The 17,408-nt window shown below is 65.9% G+C and carries 14 protein-coding genes and 1 pseudogene; 13 read left to right on the top strand and 2 right to left on the bottom strand.

Features of this window, described 5'->3' with window-relative positions:
• The first annotated feature begins 691 nt into the window (after positions 1-691).
• The 8 genes and pseudogenes from ACQ86J_RS38010 to ACQ86J_RS37975 all read left to right on the top strand — a co-directional run bounded on the left by ACQ86J_RS38010 (position 692) and on the right by ACQ86J_RS37975 (position 9,146).
• A complete protein-coding gene (locus ACQ86J_RS38010; protein WP_431272867.1) occupies positions 692-2,137 on the top strand; it encodes a family 16 glycosylhydrolase in 1,446 nt (481 codons plus the stop codon).
• Positions 2,138-2,395: 258 nt separating this feature from the next.
• Positions 2,396-2,596 (top strand): hypothetical protein, encoded by a 201-nt coding sequence (locus tag ACQ86J_RS38005; RefSeq protein ID WP_431272866.1) that lies wholly within the window; start codon positions 2,396-2,398, stop codon positions 2,594-2,596.
• A gap of 266 nt (positions 2,597-2,862) precedes the next feature.
• Positions 2,863-3,159 (top strand): annotated as a pseudogene (locus ACQ86J_RS38000) (aldo/keto reductase); the annotation flags it as partial.
• A gap of 77 nt (positions 3,160-3,236) precedes the next feature.
• A complete protein-coding gene (locus ACQ86J_RS37995) occupies positions 3,237-3,914 on the top strand; it encodes an aldo/keto reductase (RefSeq protein WP_431272865.1) in 678 nt (225 codons plus the stop codon).
• Positions 3,915-4,072: 158 nt separating this feature from the next.
• Positions 4,073-5,926, top strand: coding sequence for an FAD-dependent oxidoreductase (locus tag ACQ86J_RS37990; RefSeq protein ID WP_431272864.1), 1,854 nt, complete (start codon positions 4,073-4,075; stop codon positions 5,924-5,926).
• A 3-nt stretch (positions 5,927-5,929) separates the two neighbouring features.
• Positions 5,930-6,163 carry a hypothetical protein gene (locus ACQ86J_RS37985; RefSeq protein ID WP_431272863.1) on the top strand — a complete coding sequence of 78 codons (234 nt, stop codon included), beginning with the start codon at positions 5,930-5,932 and terminating at the stop codon, positions 6,161-6,163.
• Positions 6,160-7,251, top strand: coding sequence for an O-antigen ligase family protein (locus tag ACQ86J_RS37980; protein WP_431272862.1), 1,092 nt, complete (start codon positions 6,160-6,162; stop codon positions 7,249-7,251). The genes ACQ86J_RS37985 and ACQ86J_RS37980 overlap by 4 nt, the downstream gene beginning before the upstream one ends.
• 332 nt (positions 7,252-7,583) lie before the next feature.
• Positions 7,584-9,146 carry a GMC oxidoreductase gene (locus tag ACQ86J_RS37975; RefSeq protein ID WP_431272861.1) on the top strand — a complete coding sequence of 521 codons (1,563 nt, stop codon included), beginning with the start codon at positions 7,584-7,586 and terminating at the stop codon, positions 9,144-9,146.
• Here ACQ86J_RS37975 and ACQ86J_RS37970 read toward each other — a convergent pair.
• Positions 9,124-9,600, bottom strand: a complete 477-nt coding sequence (locus ACQ86J_RS37970; protein WP_431272860.1) for a hypothetical protein — start codon at positions 9,598-9,600, stop codon at positions 9,124-9,126. The genes ACQ86J_RS37975 and ACQ86J_RS37970 overlap by 23 nt on opposite strands.
• 241 nt (positions 9,601-9,841) lie before the next feature.
• On the opposite strand from ACQ86J_RS37970, the gene ACQ86J_RS37965 reads away from it, so the two are divergent.
• Positions 9,842-10,189 carry a hypothetical protein gene (locus ACQ86J_RS37965; RefSeq protein ID WP_431272859.1) on the top strand — a complete coding sequence of 116 codons (348 nt, stop codon included), beginning with the start codon at positions 9,842-9,844 and terminating at the stop codon, positions 10,187-10,189.
• Between the two features lie 157 nt (positions 10,190-10,346).
• Here the strand turns inward: ACQ86J_RS37965 and ACQ86J_RS37960 are convergent, their stop codons facing one another.
• Positions 10,347-11,402, bottom strand: a complete 1,056-nt coding sequence (locus ACQ86J_RS37960) for a replication protein RepA (RefSeq protein WP_431272858.1) — start codon at positions 11,400-11,402, stop codon at positions 10,347-10,349.
• A 778-nt stretch (positions 11,403-12,180) separates the two neighbouring features.
• On the opposite strand from ACQ86J_RS37960, the gene ACQ86J_RS37955 reads away from it, so the two are divergent.
• From ACQ86J_RS37955 to ACQ86J_RS37940, 4 genes are all read left to right on the top strand, one after another.
• Positions 12,181-12,513 carry a hypothetical protein gene (locus tag ACQ86J_RS37955; protein ID WP_431272857.1) on the top strand — a complete coding sequence of 111 codons (333 nt, stop codon included), beginning with the start codon at positions 12,181-12,183 and terminating at the stop codon, positions 12,511-12,513.
• 11 nt (positions 12,514-12,524) lie between these two features.
• Positions 12,525-13,772 (top strand): oligosaccharide flippase family protein, encoded by a 1,248-nt coding sequence (locus tag ACQ86J_RS37950; protein WP_431272856.1) that lies wholly within the window; start codon positions 12,525-12,527, stop codon positions 13,770-13,772.
• A 193-nt stretch (positions 13,773-13,965) separates the two neighbouring features.
• Complete coding sequence (locus ACQ86J_RS37945; protein ID WP_431272855.1) at positions 13,966-16,248, top strand: GumC family protein; 2,283 nt, start codon at positions 13,966-13,968, stop codon at positions 16,246-16,248.
• 371 nt (positions 16,249-16,619) lie between these two features.
• Positions 16,620-17,285, top strand: coding sequence for a calcium-binding protein (locus tag ACQ86J_RS37940; RefSeq protein ID WP_431272879.1), 666 nt, complete (start codon positions 16,620-16,622; stop codon positions 17,283-17,285).
• Positions 17,286-17,408: the final 123 nt, after the last annotated feature.

The following is a 17,408-nucleotide window of genomic DNA, read 5'->3' as shown; positions in this document are numbered from 1 at the left end:
ATCTCCCACCAAAACACATCCGCCAAGCCAAACCCTCCAGCGTCAATCAACGCCGGCAGGGGTATTCGGCGTTGGGGCTGGCTTGGTAGCCATGAGCTATCCACCAAGTCTCAGGCGGACTGCGGCCATACCGCGCGCAACCGCTGATCCACCCTAAGCAGATGGAAGTGGAAGCTGCACCGCCGAAACTGTGCTGATGCCATCCGCTACACCCCGCGAGCGTGATCGATGGTCTGCAGCACGGCGCCTCGGCCAGCGGGCCGGACGGCGATTCGTGTTCCGTCGGTGCACCTGATGCCTCCCTCGACATTCCGGTCGCCGTTCGAGCGGGTCATCGCCGCCACGACGGCGTGCGTTCAGAGCGGAGCGCCGCACCACTGTTGCCCATTGTTCGGATCCAGGCATCCCAGCCTGCATGCCCTCCCTCCATCTGCTCTGGACCGCTTCAAACCACCCGGCGACCTCACGGCAAGTGACTGTCGCTTCGTCTGAGGCTGGTGCCTGCCTGAACCAGGCCAGCCATGCTCGTTCATTCCTCAGAATATAAACAGATGCAAAAAGGATTGCAGTCGGGACAGAATATCCGTTTACGCGATTAACACACTGTTCATTCTCCCAAAGGTTGCGTATGCGGTTGCAGGTACCCGCCCGACCGCATGCTGCCACAAAGGGCAGCACGGAGGAGATGATCGTGATCTACCAGAATGCATCCTCGGTTGGCCTTTCCACCTCCGGTAGTCCTACCAAGTGGTTCTCCTCCAGTCTCCCGGGCGCGGTCGTCGTCGGTACCACCGGCAATGACTGGCTCTCCGCCTCGGACCCGGCGGCAACCCTGCAGGGCGGCGCAGGTGACGACATCTACGCCATCTGGGACGGCCGTATCACGATCACCGAGCTTGCCGGTGGCGGCATCGACACGGTGCGGAGCTGGGCCGGCCTGACGAAGCTCAGCGCCAATGTCGAGAACCTCGAGCTGATGCAGGGCAACCAGCGCGGCATCGGCAATGCGCTCAACAACATCCTCACCGGCAGCGCGGGCAACGACACGCTCGATGGCGGCGCCGGCAACGATGTCCTGATCGGTGGCGCCGGGGCCGACACCTTCATCATCAGCGGCGGCAACGGCAGCGACGTCATCTACGACTTCGAACAGGGGCTCGATACGATCCGGCTGCAGGACTACGCGCTGTTCAACTTCGCCGCGGTCAAGGCGGCGATGACCCAGACCGGCCTCGACACCACGATCGCCCTCGGCGGCGGGGAAAAGCTGGTGCTGCGGAATACCCTCGCCTCCAGCCTGACGACGCGGGACTTCTGGCTGCCCACTGACCCGCTCCATTTCGGCATGAAGCAGACCTTCGCCGACGAATTCGATAGCTTCAGCGCCTCGGCCACCGGCCTCGGCACCACCTGGAAAACCACCTACAAGGTTAACGACCAGCTCCGGACGCTCAGCACCAACAACGAAGCCGAGTACTATTCCGACAGCTCGGTCGGCGTGGACCCCTTCAGCCTGAAGGACGGCGTGCTCGACATCGCCGCAGCGCCGGGCAGCAACCCGCTGGGCCTCGCCTACAATTCCGGCCTTATCACCACCGCCAAGTCCTTCGCCCAGCTCTACGGGTATTTCGAGGCGCGGGTCGACTTGCCGGCCGGGCAGGGCTTCTGGCCGGCCTTCTGGCTGCTGCCGGCCGATGGCAGCTGGCCGCCCGAGATCGACATCCTCGAGATGCTGGGAAACAACACGACCACCGCTTATGCGGGGGTGCGGAGCAGCACTGCCGGAAACACAACCTTCAAGAGCAACTACCTGCCCGATCTTTCGGCCGGCTTCCACACCTTCGGGCTGAGCCTGGCAGTCCGACATGATCCGCTGGTATGTCGACGGCAACGAGGTTGCCGAGATGGCGACCCCGGCCGACATGAACAAGCCGATGTACATGCTGCTGAATCTGGCAGTCGGCGATACCGGCAGCTGGCCCGGCAAGTACGACCCCAGCATGCCGACCGGCCATATGCTGATCGACTATGTCCGCGCCTGGCAGAATGGCGGCCCCAGCGTCACCGGGCCCGGCGATGTCGCCACCTTCGGCGGCAGCTATACGCTGAATGCGGACGGCGTCAGCGACCTTTATGACTTCACCAAGGCCAAGGTCGCGCTGACCATGGATGCCTCCGCCCTGTCGACCGCCGGCGCGCATACCGTCTGGGGCAGCCCGCTCGGCAGCCTGGTGCGCGGCGGGCCCGGCAACGTGAATTTCGTTGGCGGCGCCAGCGACGACACCTTCATCTTCGGCTCCGGCCTGTCCCGCGTGAAGGGCGGCGCCGGCAGCGGCGCGCATTCGTCATCATCAAATCAGGTCTCGCCGGAGGGGACCAGATCATCGACTTCCACGTGGACCTGTCCGACGGCAACGAACACGACACGTTGCAGCTTGTCGGCTTCAGCGCCGCCGCGCACCTGGACTTCATCTCCGTATCCGGCACCACCCAGACCTATCGCATCGTCGATGGCGACTACGTCTCTCAAGGCCTGCTCATCCAGGTGGCCAACGGTAGCGGAAGGCTCGGCATTCTCGACTATCACTTTGGCTGACCGGTGGCGAAATACTCGGACGGCCACGTGTGGTAGGCGCGCCGATCAGCAAGACGCTCTCCGCGCCCCGATGGCCCCCAACGCCATCGGCTGATCGGCGGCGCTCCCATCGCAGGCGGTCCTCCACCACTGCCCTGCCAGGAATGCCGGCAGGTCACGTGCTGGGTCATGAAGGTGTCTTCAGCCATCCCGCGCGCGATGCCGGGATGGCTGCCGCGGTGCGTATAAAACTTTAGGTTGAAAAAACCTCACCCTGCCTTAAAAGGATGTGTTGGCAGATAAATTGCCGGAACAGAGGTCTCGAGGTTTTGGAGCGTACTGCCATGAGCGGTAATGTAAATCCGCGCCCCGCGACCGATTTCTTGCCACGAGACACTTTCCGGCTCGGCTTTGGCTGCGCTGAGTTGCCTGGCCGGTTAAGCCGCTCGGAAGCCTGCCGCTTGCTGGAAAGCGCATTGGATGCCGGTATCAATTACTTCGATACTGCACGAATGTACGGCTCAGGTTTGGCCGAGGGCATACTCGGAGACTTTCTGCAGCGCCACCGGAGTCGGGTGGTTGTCGTCAGCAAAGCCGGCATCCTGCCTCCGGCCAGATCGGCTTTCGTCCGCGCCACGCGGAAGGCGTCCACCTGGCGCATTTGCTGGCGCCCGGTCTCAAGCCACACCTTCCCGTTCCGGCATTCACCCAGCCGCGGTTCAATGTCTTCGATACGTCTGCCCTGCGCAGCAGCATCGAAACGAGCCTCCGGGAATTGCGTACCGACCGCATCGATATTCTGTTGCTGCACGAAATAGGGGTCGAAGACGCGGCTCGTCCCGAACTTCTCGTCTTCCTCGACGGCTTGGTCCGGGAAGGAAAGATCGGAGCCTTTGGTCTGGCCACGTCCTTCGATGAAACATCAAGGATAATCCCTTCCTCTCCGGGCCTTACGAATGTCGTGCAATTCCCGAGCAGCGCCTGGGACCGGAACATAGAAAAGCTGCCGGAGCTGCCGGACAGTCTCCTCGTTACCCATTCCTGCCTGGGCCGGCGGTTTCATGCCCTGCGCGAGCGCCTGTCGGCGGATGGCGACACGCGGGAACGTTTCAACAATGCGGTCGGCTTCGACCTTTCCGACGCAGGCACTCTCGCGCGCTTGTGCCTGGCCCATGCGCTCTGGTCAGATCCCGACGGGATCGTGCTCTTCTCGTCCTTCAAGCCGGCAAATATCCAGGCCAACGCCACGCTTGCGAAGAGCGCCCCCATGGACACCCAGGTGCTCTCCAGCTTCGCCCAGCTGCTTTCGGAAGCCGAGCAGAGCCGATTGGCTGCATGACGGCATAACTCGACAAGCGGCATTTCGACGAAGCTGCTTGTTCCGCATCAATCCGTGCCGCTTGCGGCAAGTGTATCCAATTTGGCGCCTCTGAAACAGGCGATGTGCAGCCATGCAAGTGGCTCGACCAAGACACTTCTTTGCGGAATCGACCTGCGATGATCGACGATATCAGCCAGTATGAGGAAGGCGTAACCATTGAGGCCGACCTGTGCATCGTCGGTGCCGGTGCGGCAGGCATTACGATCGCACGCGAGCTCATCGGCAGTGGTCTCCAGGTCTGCCTTCTTGAGAGTGGCGGTCCAACCCTCGAGCCCGACACCCAGGCCCTGTACAATGGGGACGTCGTCGGCCATCCGATGCTGATCAGCGAGGGCCGCTACCGGGTTCTTGGTGGTTCGACCACTGAATGGACCGGCCGCTGCGCCGAACTGGACGATATCGATTTTGCCGCCCGGGACTGGGTGCCACACTCCGGCTGGCCGATCGGTCTCGATGACCTGAGTGCCTATTACCGGCGGGCCGAGGCCGTATGCGGCTTCCAGGAAGCCTGGAAGCCGAATGCCGAGGTCCCGGACATACTTGGCGTCAATCTTCCGGCGCTCGACCCATCTCGTGTCACCCCGTTCATCTGGCGCTACGCGCCGCTCGGCAACCGGGTCTATATCGATTGGGGAAAGGCCTATCGCGAGGAGCTCCGCGCCGCCGCCAACCTGCGGGTCATCCTGCATGCGAATGTGGTGGGGTTCGAGACCGGCGGGAAAAACGACCACGTCGACGCCTTGAAGGTGAGATCGCTGACAAGGCGATCCATCTCGGTCAAGGCGAGGGCCTTCGCGCTTTGCTGCGGGGGCATCGAGAATGCCCGCTTGCTGCTCGCCAGCCCGGAATCCGTGCCGGGCGGCCTTGGCAGCAACATCGATCAGGTCGGCCGCTACTTCATGCAGCATCCACGCGGCAATGTCGCCCGGCTACAAACCGGCCGCCACAACCGGGCGGCGCTGCAGGACATGTTCAACATCTTTGCGAAGCGGAGTGGCACGCAGTACGAGCTCGGCTTTGCCTTGTCCAAGCAAGCACAAAGCGAACATGGCCTGCTCAATGCCAGCATCATACTGACCTATGATGCCGACCAGAATTCCGGCTGGGAAGCCAGCAAGCGCGCTGCGCGGCAGTTGAGGGGCGGTCAGTTCTCGGCAGACTTCATGAGAAACCTTGGGCAGGCATTCGGCGGCATCGATTCGGTCGCGACCAATGTCTTGCGCCGTGGCATCCAAGGCAAACACGCCCTGCTCGAGACGGAGTCGATCAACCTGCTCATCGATCTTGAGCAGGCCCCTGATCCTGACAGCCGGATTACTCTGGCCGAGGAGCGGGATGCGCTCGGCAACCGCAAGCCGAAGGTGGACTGGCGCATCTCCGAACAGGAGCGGCGGACCGCGGAACGCTTCAGTTCGTTCCTCGGGGCGGAGTTCAAGCGGCTCGGGCTCGGAGAGTGCCAGCCCGAGGCTTGGCTGACGGACACCGCTCCCATCACCGGCGACCAGCTTGACCGGAACCTACCACCACATCGCAACCACGCGGATGTCCAACAGCCCGCAGGACGGCGTGGTGGATGCCAACTGCCGGGTCCATGGGACGGACAACCTATACGTCATGGGCTGTTCGGTCTTCACGACCGGCGGGCAGGCGAACCCGACCTTCTCCATCGTGGCGCTGTCCCTGCGTCTCGCCGACCACCTGAAGGCTGGCCTGCAGTAAGCTGCAGCGCATGGTCCGGCCAACAAGGGCTGCCGGCGACCGGAGCGGCCTGCCGCTTCGGCGCCCCCGTGGTGAGGCAGTCCGTCAACCGCTTTGGAAGGCTGGAGCATGAGGGAGGTGAGCGTGCACACCCGGGGCAACCGTGGCCAGGCTGCGTCAGGTGGAGCCGTGGCATTTTCGGCAACCCGGGCCTGCAGCCAGCCGGGACACCAGACGGTTGTCAGTCACCGGGAATTTTTGCTTGCAGGTGAAGCATGAACAGCTCCCTATCACTCGGGCCGGCCATGCTGCCCCCCGCCCGCCTCTATGCCATTATTGATCCGAAGAATTTAATAGTCTTATTCACCATTGTCGGCTTGGCCGTGAACGAGTTGATCGGGCCGCCCTTCATTGCGATCAGCCTGGGGCTCTGGGCAATATACTGTCTGAAGGATGTGGATTTTCTGATCCGCTCCCTGACCATGGCCGGCATTTTCCCTGGCTCATGACCCTGTTGGCAATTCTTTCGATCCTCTGGTCGCCCTTGCCCCTCGCCACAGGGCGATCGGCGCTCCAGCTCGGTCTGACGGTCGGCCTGGCGCTCTTGGTGGTGAATGCAGTCACGCCAAGGCGTTTCATCGCTTGTCTATGGGTGGTGATGGGCATCATTTTGGTGTTGAGCATCATTGTCAACAACAAGCATTATGACGGCTTGGCCCACCGCGTTACCATGGCCGGCATCTACAATAACAAAAACTCGCTTTCAGTCGCCGGCGCCAGTTTTGCCGTGGCATCAACAGCCATATTTCTGCACCGGCCATTCCCGTTGCCGCTTCGGTTCATCGCATTGTTCGGAATCGTGTTCGGGGCGGCGCTCAACGTGCTGGCCTATTCGGTGGGGCGCGTCTTCGCCATGGTTCTGGCGATTGCGATCGTGGCAAGCGTATCTTCTGCATGTTTCCTGCCGCGACGCTGGCGGCCCAGTTACATAAATCTGCTCATCCTGTGCGGGGCCGGGGCCGCCCTGATCCTGCTACCGACCGTGCTGATGTTCAGTGCGGAAATACTCGCTTTGGTCGGGAAGGATGCCACCCTGACGGGGCGCACACTTCTCTGGTTTTTTGCCGATCGGATGTCTGATGACTATTTTCCACTCGGCATAGGTTATCAGGCATTTTGGAAGCAAGGCCACTCCCCTGCAGAATTCCTTTGGAAGGTCATGCATGTCGCCTCCAGGAGCGGCTTCCATTTCCACAACCTATACTACGATATGCTTATCCAGCTCGGCTATCCGGGTATCGTGCTGGGATTGATCATGATCGCCTATGCGCTCATCACGGTCCTTGGCTGGGTGCGCCGCGATCCAAACGAGATAAGCGGATTCTTCCTGGGTTGCTTGATGATGATTGTGGTTACCCAGTGGCAGGAGATCGGGCTTTTCTCATTGTTTGACCTGACCTGCTTCTACTTCGTGATATGCATGGGATATGCCGCCAAGGCGCGCCGCCAGGATGTCCGGTCGCAGCGGCTTCGTGCGGTCCTGGCCTTGGATCCGGACAATGGCCTCATCAGGAGGCAAGTCCTGCGGGCATCCTAGCGGGCCGCAGCCGAGGCCATGTCCCCGACCGCATCCGCGCCCGGCGCGGCATCGGGCACCGCCTGACCAAGCCTCCCGCCACCCAGGCCATGCGCCGCTGAAGGTAGGTGTCCTGGCCTGCGATGTCGCCGAATACCCCAAGGCCTGGGGTGGCAGGCTGCGTTCAAGGCCGCCTTCCGCGTCGGGGCCAAGAATTCGGCCCACCAAAGATCATCCCGCACCCTCTATCCGCGATCCCCACAACCAGGACTTGCTTTGCCTCTGGCCATTCTTTACTCACTTTTTCGTTATTCTTATCGGTTTGCCAGCCGGAAAGCAGGATGGGGTCTGGGATGCATCGGGATGATGAGGTTTGGCGCGATACCGACCTGACCCAGCCATATGATGCCGTCGTCATCGGCAGCGGTGCCGGCGGCGCACCTTTGGCCCTGCGCCTTGGCCAGCGCGGCCTGCGGGTTTTGGTGGTCGAGCAGGGCGACTTCCTGCGGGTCGAGCGCGGCGGCGCCGGCACGCCGCCAGGCAAGTTCATAGCCGAGGTCATGGGCAGGCGTGATGCGTCGATCCGCGTGGTCGGCGGGCGAACCGAGTCTACGGCGCCGCGCTCTACCGGATGCGCGAGAGCGACTTCCGCGAGGTCGAGCACGAGGCTGGCATCTCGCCCGCCTGGCCGATCACCTATGACGAAGCTCGAACCCTATTACGAGCAGGCCGAGCGGCTCTACCGGGTGCATGGCGCGCCGGACGGCGATCCGAGCGAGCCGCCGCGCGCCAATCCCTATCCTCATCCGCCGCTGCCGCACGGGCCGTTCGTCGCCGATGTCGTGCGGCGGCTCGAGCGGACCGGGACGCGCACCGCGGCCATCCCGAACGGGCTGGACTACGGGCCGGGTGGGAAATGCGTGCTGTGCTCCACCTGCGATGCACATTACTGCACGCTCGATGCCAAGATGGATGCCGAGACCGCCTCCATGCGGCCGGCCCTAGCGACCGGCAACGTTCACCTCGCAACCCAGACCGAATGCCTGCGCCTGCTGACCGACGGCGATCGAGCCACCGGCGTGCTGCTGCGGCGGCACGGCGTGGAGCACGTGGTCCGGGCCGATGTGGTCGCCGTCTGCGGCGGCCTGCCGGGCTCGGCCATGCTGCTGCGGCAGTCCCGCACCGCGCGCCATCCGGAGGGGCTCGGCAATGCCCAGGGCGTGCTCGGCCGCTATCTCGCGGGCCATTCGGTCGGGATGATCTTTCCCTTCGTCAGCTGGAAGACGCTGCCGGCGGTCTATACCAAGACCTTCGCCATCAACGAATTCTACGACGGGGCACCGGATTGGCCCTATCCGACCGGTGTCGTGCAGATCGCCGGACAGATGCCTTTCTGGAAGGAGACCTCGCGGTTGGTCCGGCCGGTCGCCAAGCTGATCGGCACCCACAGCCTCATGTGCTTCTACATGACCGAGGCGCTGCCGACCCGCGAGGCTGGCCTGGCCTTCGACGGCGACAGGCTGGGCGGCCGGGTCGAGCCGGTGCACAACCTGCAGACCCTGGCCCGGCTGCGCGGGCTGGCGGTCGATGCCTTCCGCCGCGCCGGCTATCCCTCGCTCGCCCGCAAGCGGGCGCCCTATCTCTGGCACGAGGTCGGCACGGTGCGCTTCGGCGCCGACCCGGCGACCTCGGTGCTGGACCCGGACTGCCAGGTGCACGGCATCAAGGGCCTCTACGTGGTCGACGCCTCGACGCTGCCCTCGGCCGGGGCGGTCAATACCGCGCTCACCATCATCGCGCTCGCGCTGCGGGCGGGCGACCACATCGCCGGCCAGGCCGCGGCGCGGCCGGTCGCGGCCGGCCGGGTGGAACATGTCGACGCTGAGCCGGCGGTCATGCTTCAAGCGCCGCACTGAGCCGGCCGAGCCGCGCGCCCGCCGCCCCGCCCGTTTCCTGCTGGTCGCAGAAGGCCGTCCCATGCAGCTCGTCTACTACCGCAAGCAGGTACCGGATTTCGGCGACGACCTGAACGCCTCGCTCTGGAGGAGTTTGGCGCCGGCGCTGTTCGACGAGGATGCCGAGACCGGCTTCGTCGGCATCGGCACCATCATCGGCATGCCCTGCGGCGCGCTGAAGCGGCTGCACGTCTTCTCCAGCGGCATCGGCAACGACCTGCCGGCGGCCTGGCGCGACAAGCAGGTCGAGTACTGGTGCGTGCGCGGGCCGGTCTCGGCGCGGATGCTTGGCCTGCCGGCCGAGCGGGCGATCACCGACGGCGCCATCCTGACGCCGCTGGCCGAGGGCTTCCCCAAGGCCGCGACGGGCACCGGCGGCACGCTGGTCATCCCGCATTTCCAGACGCTCGACCACCCGGGCTGGCCGGAGGTGGCGAGGCTGACCGGCTACGAGCTGCTCGACCCCCGCGCCGAGCCCCAGGCCGTCATCGCCCGCATCGCCGCGGCGAAGCTGGTGCTGACCGAGATCCCTGCACGGCGCGATCCTCGCCGATGTCTACGGCATCCCCTGGATCGCCTTCGCCACCTCGAAGAATTTCGGCATCACCAAATGGGTCGACTGGACCCATTCGCTCGGGCTGGAATTCGACCTGGCGATGATCCCGCCGCCCGATCCCGGGCCGGTCCTCGCCTTCGGCCGCCCGGCCGCGCCCTTCGGCCAGACCAGGCGCTTCGACATCGAGGAAGCCTTCGCCCGCTTCGACGAGCGGGTGCTGCCGGATCCGGTGACGCTGACCTCGCGGCTGAAGTGGGTGGTCAAGCACTCGCCGCTGATCCGCCCCTTCCTCGGCTTCAGTGCGGCCCGTACCGCCGAGGCGCTGCAGCGCCTGGCCGGCACGGCGCCGCTGCTGAGCGCCGAGCCGGTGCGGCAGGAATTGCGCGACCGGATGATGGAGCGCCTCGCCGCCCTGGCCGCGACCGTGCAGCCGGCCTCGGTGACCTGATACCCGCCGTCCCAGGTTCCGACCTGCGGCCCGAAAGGCCGAGGCGCCGCATGGCGCCCGCCGCCGGTACGGCGAAGCCAAGCCGCTCATGCCCAGCGTACGAAGGTGGAACCTCCCTGCGCTGGGCATGAGCGGCCCGCCCGAAGGAGGATATCCGTCAGCGCAGGCGAGGGCTGCCGATCCGCCCATGCCTGGGCAGGGACTTGGCGGCCGACGCCGCCTTGCCGCCCTCGACCACGCGGAAGCCACCGATGAGTGTGCTTGGTACCGGCGGCTTCGAGGGCAGCAGGCGCAGCCCGTGGCGGACGACCTCGACCTTCGCATCCGGGTAGACCGCCAGCACGTCCGGCAGCACCGCCTTGACCCGCTGGGCGAGGTGGGAGGTGCGGCCGGTATCCGACCCCACCTGGGCCGCCAGGGCCTGCCAGCGGAGCAGCAGGGGCTGTTCCAGGCGCTGCAGCCGGTAGGCCAGCAGGGTATAGAGGTCGAGGCCGAGCGAGTTGTCCTTCAGATGCGCGATGGCGTCGCGCACCAGGGGCACCGCGTGCTCCCGCAGGTGGTCGTGGGATTCGCGGGTCAGCTCGACCGTCGCCTGCCAGCGGGCGCCGTCGCCTTCCTCCTGCCCGTGCCAGAGCGACAGGCCGGAGACCAGGCGCTGGTCGCGGATGATGGTCTCGTCGATGCCGGCGGCGGAGCGCGCGGTCCATTGCAGGGTGAACTCGCAGCGGGCGATGCGCAGGGATTGCTCGCGGATCGCCTGGATGGTGCCGCGTGGCCCGCCGGTGACCGGCAGGCCGAGCGAACGGATCCAGGCCGACATGCTGGGGCCGAGGCTGACGGTGCGGCCGCGCACGCCCTCGGTCTGCAGAAAGATCATGATCAGCCGGGCGCGGGTGCCGTAAGGCACGCCGACGCGGCTTGCCTTGCCATCCGGGCCACGCACCACGCCGGGGCTGACCATCAGGTGGAACCGGCCGGAATTGCGCTGCCAGATCAAGTCGTTGGTGGCCGGGCGGGCATGCGGCAGGCAGGTCTGGCAGAGGCCGGAATGCGAGAAGGCGAGGTCGTCCTCGGCCGGCTCGCTCATTGCCGCGCTGGCGGCGGCGATGAGGCCGAGTTCGCGACGACGCTCGTTCGGGTCGATGATCGACGCCGCAGCGCGGCGGAGTTCGTCAGCCCCGAAGAGCATCAACTGGCGATGGATATCGGCCATGGGAATCCGGACACCAGGTGCAATGGCTGGGGATCCACATTCTAATCATGTTGCGTCGCAAATATACGCTGAATTGGCGGCCTGTCAGGTTATCCACGCTGAATCCGCGGCTTCCCGGTTTCGCCGGAACTTATCCACGCTGAATATGCGGCAAGGTAACGCTGAATACGCGGCCATCAATTGGTGCTTTGCGCTGAATCGACGGCCTTTACATGCGTTATCCACGCTGAATCCGCGGCCCATACCTATAATAGTACCTATAGAGTCTTCCCTATAGGGAGTCGGGGCGCTTGGCGTGGATGAGCATGGGGTAGCGGTAGAGGATCCCGGATGGTGCGGGACAGGGCGGACCAGAGGCACGGGCATGTCTCCCCGTGACCGGCAGTCCAGGACCTGGGGCCGCCTGGGGAGGCGAAGGCGGTGCGAGGCAAAGGCCACTCAATTCAGCGTATGGGCGTTTCCGGAACGGGCATGGTTCGGCATCGACCGGCGCCTCCAGGGTTCATTCGCCGGATTGCACCGCGGTCGGCCGCAGGATGGCGGCAACTGCATTCCCAGGGCTGTTCCGCTGGCCGAAGGCCGCAAATGCGACGTAACTCCTGCCCGGCCGTCCTGAGAACAGGGGCATCGTCGATGCGGGATGCGGCGCCGGATTGCAGTGGCCAAGCGGTATCCGGCGCGCGGCCACAGCGGCAGTATCCCGCAAAACAGAATTCCGTCCGCTTGAAATATCAACCTTTACTTGAGACAGCGGAGTGGTCGCGTTAGGAGCACCGGCATGCCGCGCTCCGCACCTGCATCTGATGCCAAGGCCGAGGCACCCGCCACACGCCGTTATCTGCACGGTGCCGCATGGTCGGCGTTGAATGCCCTCATTGCGACGCTGCTGCCGCTCGGGATTTTCGTGATCTTCGCGCGCGGACTTCCGGCCGCCGAGATCGGCGTCGTGGCGCTTGCCGTGGCGGTGACCGAGGTGATCAAGGCCTTTGCCTTGCCAGGCCTCTACGAGGCACTGCTGCAGCAGACAAACGACCGGCAGCGCTGCACCGAGACGGCGCTGGCCTGCCTGCTGCTGGGGGGCTGGCCCTGTGTGGCCTGTACCTGCTGCTGACGCCGCTGCTGGTGCGCCTGGTGCCCGGCGTCGATCATGCCTGGCTGGTCATCGCCCTTATCGGCCTGCGCATCCCGCTCGATCTGGCCGCGCTGCAACCCCAGGCCGTGCTGGCCGAACGCCTTGCCCTTCGCCGCCTGGCGCTGCGCACGATGGGGGCAACCGCAGGCGCCGGGACGCTCGGCCTGGGGCTGCTGTTCGGCGGCCAGGCGATGGCCGGGCTGGTGGCCTACCAGCTGTCGCTGTCCTTGCTGGTGCTGCTGCTGACTTCAGTCGGCAGCGGGACTTTCGCCCGGCCGCGCATGCACCGCGACTGCCTGCGCCGGCTCTGGCCGGAAGCCAGCCGCGCTTCGGGGGTGCGTCTGGTCGCGGCCGTCAACAATTCGCTCGACCAAGTACTCGTGGCCGGACTGCTCGGCGGCCTGCAACTCGCCTACTACAACCTGGCGAAGCGGATCGAGACGATCCTGATCACCGCCGCGGGGTCGTTTTCCTCGATCCTGTTCCAGCCGATCTTCGCGCGGCGGACACCAGGCGGCGACGCGCAAGGGCTGCAGCGCGGCCTCGCCGTGATCACCGCCACCTGCGGCTTGGCGGCGGCCCTGATCGTCGTCACCCACCTGCAGCTGGTCACCTTCGTGTTCGGCCCGAGCTGGGCCGAGGCGGCGCCGATTGCCGCCTGCCTGGCAATGGGTGGGTTCGCACGCGCCCTCGGCGGCGTGCATGGATCCCTGCTGTCGGTTTCCGGGCGCAATCGGCACTTGCTGCGGATCAGCCTTGGCTCGGCCGGTTGCGGCCTGATCCTGGTCGTCCTGCTGGCGCCGGTCGGCCTGGTGCTCTGCGCCGCGGCCCTGGCGGCCCGCAGCATCTGCGCAACCGGTGTCATGGCCTGGCTGACCCGGCATGACCTGCCGGCCACCGGCCGAGCTTACGTGTTCGGGGTCGGGCTGCCCTTCGGGCTGATGCTGAGCGCGGCATGGGGCGGCATGACCCTGGCAGAACGGGCTTCTGCCGGAGGCATCCCCGGAGATGGATTGCTGGCGGGCTTGCTGGCCCTGGCGGCCGCCGGGATCGCCGCGGCCGGGGTGGTGCCGTTGTATTTCGGCCTGCGCCTGGGGCTGCAGCGCCGCCGGCAAGTGCGGGGTGGGCCAGGAGATGGGTCAGGGCACAAGGCGGGCAGCCACCCCGGCGGCCGGCTGGCAGGCGAACCTGCCGCCGCGGCCAGCTGCCGGATTCGCCGGCCGGAAACGGCGGCATGATCCAGTGTCAGCATTGTGGTAATGATATAATCTTATAAGTTGACAAAAGGTAAGTAAAGACTTCATATTGAACTAATTTCGCTTACAATATGCTTGTGACCACGGCTTGTGCCGTCATCCCGTCCGCGACCGAGAGGCAAGGGCTGCCACTTGTTTCGCCACATCAGGCAAAGCCCGTTCGGATGACCGTTGCATGATGAATGCCTACACCCCGGCCGAGATGCTGGCGCTGTCCCCGAACGGGCAGGAGCCCTCTCCCTTCCGTTGGCTGCCCGACCTGCTGCGTTTCCTGCGCCGACGCTGGCTGACGATCGCCAGCGTGACCGGGGTCGTCCTCGGCCTTGCCGTCCTGTACCTGCTCCTGGCCACGGCACGGTTCACCGCCACCACCGCCGTGCTGGTGGATGTCCGTCAGAGCAACCCGTTCCGCCAGCAACCGCTGGTCACTGACGCGCAATCGGAGAACACCCTGGTCGAGAGCCAGGTCGAGGTGCTTCGCTCCGAGGGCCTGGCCCGCGCACTCGTCGTGCAGCAGGACCTCGTGAACGATGCCGCCTTCAACAGCATCGGCCGCGGCATCATCGGCACCGTGGTCGGCGCCATCACCGATCTCCTGGACAGCGACGGGCCGCCGAACGAGGAGAAGACCCGCGCCCGCGCGGTCGAGAAGCTGATGAAGCTGATCACGGTCCGCCGCGTCGGCCTGACCGCGGTGATCGAGGTCGCGGTGCGGACGCCGGATCCGGCGCTCTCGGCGCAGCTGTCGAATGCCCTGGTGCAGACCTACCTGCAGCGCCAGGTCGCCGCCCTCTCGGATGTCTCGAGCCTGGCCAGCGGCTGGATGCAGAAGCGGGTGAACAAGCTGCGCGACGAGGCCATCACCGCCGACCGCGCGGTGCAGGACTATCGCGCCGCGCACAAGATCCTCGATACCGACAAGGGCCATTTCAACGCCCAGCAGCTCGGCGACTTCAGCCTGCAGCAGACCATCGCGCGCACCAAGCTGGCCGATGCGCAGGCCAAGTTCGACCGCATCAGCGCGATCTCGCCCGATCGCCTGGTGGATGCGCCGATGGCCGAGGCGATCGAGAACACCGTCATCGTCGGCTTGCGCAAGCAGTACCTCGACGCTCGCCGCCGCAGATCCGAATGGTCGAGCCGCTACGGCGCCAACCACACCGCCGCGGTGAACGCGCGCATCGAGATGGCCGAGCTGCAGGGATCGATCAGGAACGAGCTCAGCCGCATCTCGGAAACCTACCGCTCCGAGCTGGAGGTGGCGAAGGCGAACGAGGCCGAGCTGACCCGGCAGCTCTCGGTGCTGGCCGCCGCGACGGCGGAGGTCAACAGCGACCGCATCATGCTGCGCGCGCTGCAGAGCGCGGCCGACAGCTACAAGGCGATCTACGAGGATTTCCTGACCCGCTACACCCAGGCGGTGCAGGACCAGTCCTTCCCGATCACCGAGGCCCGGGTGATGTCGGCCGCCGTGCCGCCGCTGAAGAAAAGCTGGCCGAAGGCCGTGATCGTGCTCGGCCTGGCGTTCGTGCTCGGCGTCATGCTCGGCTTCGGCCTGGCCGTGCTGCGCGAGCTGCTCGACCAGGGACTGCGGACCCCGGCCCAGATCAAGGCCGCCACCGGGCATGACTGCCTCGGCATGCTGCCGCCGCTCGCCGCCGTGGCGCGTGGCATCGGCGGCCAGGCGGCCGAACCCTCGGTCCGTCAGCTGCCGACGCATCCGAGCGCCCTGCGCCATGTCGTCGACCAGCCGACCTCGCCCTTCGCCGAGGCGATCCGCGGCATCGCGCTGCGCACCGTCTGGCGCCGCCGGACGCCCGGCAGCCAGGTGATCGGCTGCGTCGCCCCGCGCAGCGGCGAGGGCGCCAGCACGGTCGCGGCCAACCTCGCCTATGCCTTCGCCGAGGCCGGCTACAACACGCTGCTGGTCGACCTCGACCTGCGCGGAGCGGACCCTGACCCGCGCGCTGGCGCCGCAGAATGCCGGCGGCGCCGCCGAGATCGCCGAGGGTGCCATGCCGCTCGAGCAGGTGGTCTGGCGCGACCCGCAATCCGGGCTGCACTTCCTGCCCTCCGCCGCGGGCCGCTCGGCGGCGCATCCGGCACGGGTGCTGGCGCCGCTGCGGGCGGACCGGCTGCTGGCGGCGCTGCGGGCCGGCTACGACCGCGTGGTGATCGACCTGCCGGCCGCCGGCGGCACCGCCGATGCGAGCGTGCTGGCCAAGCTGCTCGACGGGGTGCTGCTGGTCTCCAGCTGGGGCGGGCTGGAGGGCGAGGCCCTGGCCGAGGTGCTGGATGGGCTGCATGGCAGCCGCGACAAGCTGCTCGGCGTCGTGCTCAACCGCGTCGAGCTGCGGCGGCTCGAGCAGTATGGCGCGACCGGCCATGTGCCGGCGCCGCGCGCCGCGGCGGAAGCCCTGACCTGACCCGGGCTGCCGGCCTGGTCCCGGCCACCTGAACCCGCAGGATACCGCAGCGCCGGCGGCAAGGCCGGCCTGAGGCCCGACCTGGTCGCCGCGCGGCAGGCGCGGAGGCATGGCCGGACGCGCCACTGTCATTCCGAAGATTATTGCGGTTCCCGGATCCCTGGTCCGGGAGTGCGCTGCAGCATTTTTTGGCGCCAGTGAAAAGCCGCTCATTCAGCGTACCCGCTTCGGCAACCCATGGATTTGGTCCAATTTTCGGCACGCCACAAAGCCGAACGATGCAGAAAGAGCACTGAATCAGCGGCCTTTCGCTTAATGAGTTATAAAAATCCTACTTGATCAACTAATGAGTTTCTGCAACGGTGCGCGCCTGTTGGTTCCCTACCCAGAAGGAGCTTTTTCAATGGCCTATGTCGATCCCAAGCCCCCCACCAGCGGCACCGCGTCCGGCGACTTCATGAGCGGCGGCAGCATCGCCTATTACGTCGGCAGCACCCTCACCACCGCTCCCAAGGCGCCGAACGGCCCGGTGGATTTCGTCCCCAACACCACTGTTGGCACCGACGGCCTCGACTCCCCCGGCGCCGTCCGCTTCCTGGGCCTGGATGGCAACGACACCCTCTACGGCACCGTCCACAGCGACACGCTGGTTGGTGGCCAGGGCAACGACCTGCTCCGCGGCGGCGCCGGCTGCGACCAGCTCTGGGGCGGCACCAACATTGCCAACGCCAACGACGGCAACGACACCTTCTACTTCAAGGCTGGTGACCTCGGCACGAAGTTCGCCTCCGGTACGGTCCTCACCGCGGCCGACTACAACCTCGCCACCTGCGGCGACATGATCATGGACTTCCACAGCCGCACCCTGGGCAACACCAGCAACCAGGACTTCATCTCGTTCAACGGCTTCGGCGCTGGCTCGATCACCAAGCTCGGCGTCGCGCCCCTCGACTCGAAGGCCGATGTCTACAAGGTCACCTGGGCCGATGGCGGCATGAACCTGTTCAGCGTCCGGACGACGGGCATCGAGCACAAGACGCTGCTCGCCAACGACTACCACTTCTACTGAGCCTCGGCTCAGCCATGGAAGCCAGCCGGTGGCGACACCGGCTGGCCTTTTTGTTTGCGCGTCAACGGGATCGGATGGGCCGGGGCTGTCGGGCAGCGTACCCCGCTCCGAAGCGCGGCCGGC

The organism is Dankookia sp. P2 (genome assembly GCF_050632255.1).
In the GTDB taxonomy this organism is placed as follows: domain Bacteria; phylum Pseudomonadota; class Alphaproteobacteria; order Acetobacterales; family Acetobacteraceae; genus Paracraurococcus.
The sequence above is the reverse complement of the archived record's forward strand: the minus strand, read 5'-3'. Positions and strand labels throughout refer to the sequence as shown.

Excerpts from the sequence above, each read along its gene's own strand:
- ACQ86J_RS37990 (WP_431272864.1), top strand. The coding sequence starts at position 4,073 with ATGATCGACGATATCAGCCAGTATGAGGAAGGCGTAACCATTGAGGCC.
- ACQ86J_RS37985 (WP_431272863.1), top strand. The coding sequence starts at position 5,930 with ATGAACAGCTCCCTATCACTCGGGCCGGCCATGCTGCCCCCCGCCCGC.
- ACQ86J_RS37980 (WP_431272862.1), top strand. The coding sequence starts at position 6,160 with ATGACCCTGTTGGCAATTCTTTCGATCCTCTGGTCGCCCTTGCCCCTC.
- ACQ86J_RS37975 (WP_431272861.1), top strand. The coding sequence starts at position 7,584 with ATGCATCGGGATGATGAGGTTTGGCGCGATACCGACCTGACCCAGCCA.
- ACQ86J_RS37965 (WP_431272859.1), top strand. The coding sequence starts at position 9,842 with ATGATCCCGCCGCCCGATCCCGGGCCGGTCCTCGCCTTCGGCCGCCCG.
- ACQ86J_RS37960 (WP_431272858.1), bottom strand. The coding sequence starts at position 11,402 with ATGGCCGATATCCATCGCCAGTTGATGCTCTTCGGGGCTGACGAACTC.
- ACQ86J_RS37955 (WP_431272857.1), top strand. The coding sequence starts at position 12,181 with ATGCCGCGCTCCGCACCTGCATCTGATGCCAAGGCCGAGGCACCCGCC.
- ACQ86J_RS37945 (WP_431272855.1), top strand. The coding sequence starts at position 13,966 with ATGATGAATGCCTACACCCCGGCCGAGATGCTGGCGCTGTCCCCGAAC.
- ACQ86J_RS37940 (WP_431272879.1), top strand. The coding sequence starts at position 16,620 with ATGGCCTATGTCGATCCCAAGCCCCCCACCAGCGGCACCGCGTCCGGC.